The following is a 4548-nucleotide window of genomic DNA, read 5'->3' as shown; positions in this document are numbered from 1 at the left end:
CATCCAAACAAAAAAGCCCTCTGCTGACGCAGAGGGCTTTTTTACGTCTGGCAATCGGCGAAAAAAGCTTCATTTCCCGGCATAACGCCATTAAAACTTCCCTACAAGCCTGAACTGATGCGGTAAACTACGCGCAGATAATTTCGTTAAGGCCGCATAATGTCCCACCAGTATCCTTCTCTGCAAGCTGACAATACCCTTGGTCTGGCGATTCGCGCACGCGACCGCATTGTCGCTGAGACGCCGGAAATGATCCTCACTGCCTGGCGAGATGCCAGAGCCGCGCATCAGCCATTTATTCTGCTGGGCGAAGGCAGCAACGTGCTTTTTCTGGACGATTTTGCCGGTACCGTCGTGCTTAACCGCATCAAAGGCATCGATATTCAGGAGCAGCACGACGTCTGGAAGCTGCACGTCGGTGCCGGGGAAAACTGGCACGCCCTTGTTGAGTCGACGCTGAAAAAGGGGATCCCTGGACTCGAAAACCTGGCGTTGATCCCCGGTATGTCAGGCTCGGCGCCGATACAAAATATCGGCGCCTATGGCGTCGAGTTCAAAGATGTTTGCGACTATGTTGATGTATTAAACCTGGATACGGGTGCGACGCAGCGTCTGTCGCGCGAAGCGTGCGCATTCGGTTATCGCGACAGCATCTTTAAGCATCAGTACCAACAGGGATATGCCATTATCGCCGTGGGGCTTAGCCTGAAAAAAAGCTGGCAGCCGGTGCTGACCTATGGCGATTTAACGCGTCTCAATCCCGCCACGGTGACCGCCTGGGAAGTCTTTCATGCCGTATGCCATATGCGTCAGAGCAAGCTGCCCGATCCGCGCGTGACGGGTAATGTTGGCAGCTTCTTCAAAAATCCGCTGATAAGCCGCGAGCAGGCAGAGCAGCTGAAGCTTGCCTATCCGGAAATGCCTTTCTACCCGCAGAAAGAGGGCGAGGTAAAACTGGCAGCGGGTTGGTTAATCGATCAGTGCCAGCTAAAAGGGTTTCGCATCGGCGGCGCGGCAGTGCATCAGCAGCAGGCGCTGGTGCTGATTAACGCCGAACAGGCTACCTCTCAGGATATCGTCGCTCTGGCGAAAGCGGTACGCGCCCGCGTCGGACAAAAATTTGATGTATGGCTTGAGCCCGAGGTACGCTTTATCGCGGCACAGGGCGAGTGCAATGCTGTAGAGGCAATCCTATGAAAGACCATAGCATCCCGTTAAAGCTGGTCGATATACTCTCTGACGGCGAGTTTCATTCCGGCGAACAGCTTGGCGAATCACTAGGAATGAGCCGCGCGGCGATCAACAAACATATCCAGACGCTTAAAAGCTGGGGTCTGGATATCTATACGGTCACGGGCAAAGGCTATAGCCTGCCGGGGCCGATGCAGCTGTTGAATGAAGAGGCGATACTGGCGCAGCTGAATCAGCCTAACCTGGCGATCATTCCGGTTATCGACTCAACCAACCAGTACCTGCTGGAACGGATGAATGAGCTGCAATCGGGCGATGCCTGTATTGCCGAATACCAGCAGGCGGGCCGAGGACGTCGAGGACGGCAATGGTTCTCACCTTTCGGCGCTAATCTCTATATGTCGATGTACTGGCGTCTCGAGCAGGGTCCTGCGGCAGCGATGGGGCTGAGCCTGGTTATCGGTATTGTTATTGCCGAAACCCTGCAGCAGCTGGGCGCGCAGGACGTACGCGTGAAGTGGCCTAACGATCTCTACCTACAGGACCGTAAACTGGCGGGCATCCTGGTTGAGCTAACGGGAAAAACAGGCGACGCCGCGCAAATTGTGATGGGCGCCGGTATCAATCTGGCGATGCGCGGCGCGGAAGCTGCGCAGATCAATCAGGGCTGGATCAACCTGCAGGAAGCAGGGATTGCGATTGATCGAAACGATCTGGCCGCCAGGCTGATAAACAGTCTGCGTGAGGCGCTGCCGCTCTTTGAACGGGATGGGTTAGCACCTTTCACCGAGCGCTGGAAAGCGCTGGATAACTTCTTTAATCGTCCCGTTAAGCTATTAATCGGCGAACGCGAGATTCACGGTATCGCGCGCGGCATAGATAAACAGGGCGGGCTGCTGCTTGAACAGGATGGCGAGGTGAAGTCCTGGGTAGGCGGCGAAATATCCCTTCGACCTCAGTAACAAGAAGCCTGCGCGATGCAGGCTTTCTTAATGCTATTTTCTGAGTCTGACCCGGTCGACGGCATGATTGCCGCCTTTGGTCATAATCAAACTGGCTCTCTCGCGGGTCGGCAATATGTTCTCTTTTAAATTCAGCCAGTTGATCTCTTTCCACAGCCCAGTAGCGATCTGCACGGCCTCCTCTTCGGAGAGCTGCGCATAGTGATGGAAATAGGAATCGGGATCGGTGAAAGCGCCCTGACGGAATTTTAAAAAACGATTGATATACCAGCGCTGCAGCAGATCTTCTGGCGCATCTACATAGATAGAGAAATCGACGAAGTCTGACACAAAGACGTGATGGGGATCGTGAGGATAATCCATCCCGCTCTGCAAAACATTCAGGCCTTCGAGAATCAGTATATCGGGCTGATGCACCACTTTATCGCCATCCGGGATAACGTCATACACCAGATGAGAATAAACCGGCGCCGTGACCTGACTGGCGCCTGATTTCAGCGCTGAAACGAAGTTAACCAGCCGATGCATATCATAAGACTGAGGGAAGCCTTTTTTCTTCATCAGGCCGCGCTCTTTTAGCACCGCATTAGGATGCAGAAAGCCGTCAGTAGTAATGAGCTCTACTTTGCGATGCTCGGGCCAGCGGCTCAGCAGCGCCTGCAGGACGCGCGCGGTGGTGCTTTTTCCTACGGCCACGCTGCCGGCGATGCTGATAATGTAAGGGATCTTCTGGCCGTCAGTGCCAAGGAACTGTTCCAGCACCGCCTGACGACGCAGGTTGGAGCTGATATAGAAGTTAAGCAGGCGCGATAAAGGCAGGTAAATCTCTGCGACCTCTTCCAGAGATAAATCTTCATTGATGCCTTTCAGCTGCGCGATCTCCTCTTCCGTTAAGGTCATCGGCACAGAATTACGTAAGGCGGCCCACTGCTTACGCGTGAACTCTAAATAGGGCGTGGTCAGAGGTGAATTCTTTTTATTCATAAGTATGCGTCTGACTGCAGATTAAGGCTCATTCATATCACGCAGATTAAAAACCTGTAGCGATATGAGAACCATAGCGGCATGTCACAAGGTCTTTACTGAGAACAATGGGCTGGAGGTTAACATCAGTGCGACAATAAAAAGAAGAAAAATGATAAATACGCGCACGCTTTCGCAAGCGGCTGCGCATAAGCCCGGCTTCAGCACGCCAGGCATCTTACAAACGCGCTCGGCAGAGACCCTGCTTTATGCGTATTTTTTTTGCTGGCCGCGGGAAAATGCGCTGCAACAGAAATTTTTTTTCATTTTCATTCCTGCCATGCGTGCAAAAAACGCGCGGCTGTCATCAGGCTCTCTACTTTCACGCAATAAAAAACAGGCGCGCAGCGGAAGGGAATTCGCCGGAATCGTCTAAATTATCTTCACTAAAACGCTAAAATGCGAGGATTTGCACAAATAGTAAGCGATAGAGTTATTTCAGCGATTTTTTTGTTGCATCCTGTCCCCGACCTTCCTAGAATGCGCGTCACTTGATGCCGGCTTAGCTCAGTTGGTAGAGCAACTGACTTGTAATCAGTAGGTCACCAGTTCGATTCCGGTAGCCGGCACCATCAAGTAGGTGGGATTCCCGAGCGGCCAAAGGGAGCAGACTGTAAATCTGCCGTCACAGACTTCGAAGGTTCGAATCCTTCTCCCACCACCATCTCAACCTTGTCGGTTGAGAGCAGATAAACAACCTGTTTGTCTGTCGGTGAGTCACTTCTCTCACCCCAAATTCAAACTGCGCTTCGGCACAGTTAAAGTCGGTCAGCAACGCTGGCAGACTTCGAATAGTAGGGGAACATCTCTTATTATTCACAAGCTACAGAAAGAACAGGTAGCCGAGTTCCAGGATGCGGGCATCGTATAATGGCTATTACCTCAGCCTTCCAAGCTGATGATGCGGGTTCGATTCCCGCTGCCCGCTCCAGATGTGCTGATATGGCTCAGTTGGTAGAGCGCACCCTTGGTAAGGGTGAGGTCCCCAGTTCGACTCTGGGTATCAGCACCACTTCCTTTATCTCCTCCCTGATTCTCTCTCTGTAAATCCTGCATTCAGGCAAAGCCTGGTTGATGTGATGATATCTTTGATATATCCGTGTCTTAGAGGGACAAGCGATGGCTAAAGAGCAATTTCAACGTAACAAACTGCACGTAAACGTGGGCACCATCGGTCACGTTGACCACGGTAAAACCACCCTGACTGCAGCAATCACCACCGTTCTGGCTAAAACCTACGGCGGCCAGGCTCGCGCATTCGACCAGATCGATAACGCGCCGGAAGAGAAGGCTCGTGGTATCACCATCAACACCTCTCACGTTGAGTACGAAACCCCGACTCGTCACTACGCGCACGTTGACTGCCCGGGCC

The 4548-nt window shown here is 52.7% G+C and carries 5 protein-coding genes and 4 tRNA genes; 8 read left to right on the top strand and 1 reads right to left on the bottom strand.

The genetic code is table 11. The features are described 5' to 3' along the window. Positions 1–159 precede the first annotated feature (159 nt). Positions 160–1197, top strand: a complete 1038-nt coding sequence (murB, locus tag HA46_RS20525; RefSeq protein ID WP_084886557.1) for a UDP-N-acetylmuramate dehydrogenase — start codon at positions 160–162, stop codon at positions 1195–1197. After that, positions 1194–2153 carry a bifunctional biotin--[acetyl-CoA-carboxylase] ligase/biotin operon repressor BirA gene (gene birA / locus HA46_RS20520; RefSeq protein ID WP_084886554.1) on the top strand — a complete coding sequence of 320 codons (960 nt, stop codon included), beginning with the start codon at positions 1194–1196 and terminating at the stop codon, positions 2151–2153. The genes murB and birA overlap by 4 nt, the downstream gene beginning before the upstream one ends. A gap of 33 nt (positions 2154–2186) precedes the next feature. Here the strand turns inward: birA and coaA are convergent, their stop codons facing one another. Further along, positions 2187–3137 (bottom strand): type I pantothenate kinase, encoded by a 951-nt coding sequence (gene coaA / locus HA46_RS20515; RefSeq protein WP_033756003.1) that lies wholly within the window; start codon positions 3135–3137, stop codon positions 2187–2189. 64 nt (positions 3138–3201) lie between these two features. Here coaA and HA46_RS20510 point away from each other — a divergent pair, with 64 nt between their 5' ends. The 6 genes from HA46_RS20510 to HA46_RS20485 form a co-directional block, all read left to right on the top strand. After that, the gene (locus HA46_RS20510) at positions 3202–3552 is read left to right on the top strand and encodes a hypothetical protein (protein ID WP_143807700.1); all 351 of its coding nucleotides are present in this window, start codon (positions 3202–3204) and stop codon (positions 3550–3552) included. Positions 3553–3672: 120 nt separating this feature from the next. Continuing rightward, a tRNA-Thr gene (locus tag HA46_RS20505) sits at positions 3673–3748 on the top strand. A 7-nt stretch (positions 3749–3755) separates the two neighbouring features. Then, positions 3756–3840: transfer RNA gene (locus HA46_RS20500), tRNA-Tyr, on the top strand. A gap of 192 nt (positions 3841–4032) precedes the next feature. Further along, positions 4033–4107: transfer RNA gene (locus HA46_RS20495), tRNA-Gly, on the top strand. A 5-nt stretch (positions 4108–4112) separates the two neighbouring features. Further along, positions 4113–4188 (top strand) — tRNA-Thr (locus tag HA46_RS20490). A 107-nt stretch (positions 4189–4295) separates the two neighbouring features. Then, positions 4296–4548 (top strand): GTP-binding protein (locus HA46_RS20485; protein WP_244277545.1); only part of this gene is annotated, 253 nt, incomplete at its 3' end.

This window comes from Pantoea septica, assembly GCF_002095575.1.
Taxonomy (GTDB): Bacteria; Pseudomonadota; Gammaproteobacteria; order Enterobacterales; family Enterobacteriaceae; genus Pantoea; species Pantoea septica.
Note: the sequence above shows the minus strand (reverse complement) of the source record. Positions and strands in the feature narration are given on the sequence as shown.

What these genes read in the sequence shown, in the direction of transcription:
- murB (WP_084886557.1), top strand. Translation starts at nt 160, where the DNA reads ATGTCCCACCAGTATCCTTCTCTGCAAGCTGACAATACCCTTGGTCTG.
- birA (WP_084886554.1), top strand. Translation starts at nt 1,194, where the DNA reads ATGAAAGACCATAGCATCCCGTTAAAGCTGGTCGATATACTCTCTGAC.
- coaA (WP_033756003.1), bottom strand. Translation starts at nt 3,137, where the DNA reads ATGAATAAAAAGAATTCACCTCTGACCACGCCCTATTTAGAGTTCACG.
- HA46_RS20510 (WP_143807700.1), top strand. Translation starts at nt 3,202, where the DNA reads ATGAGAACCATAGCGGCATGTCACAAGGTCTTTACTGAGAACAATGGG.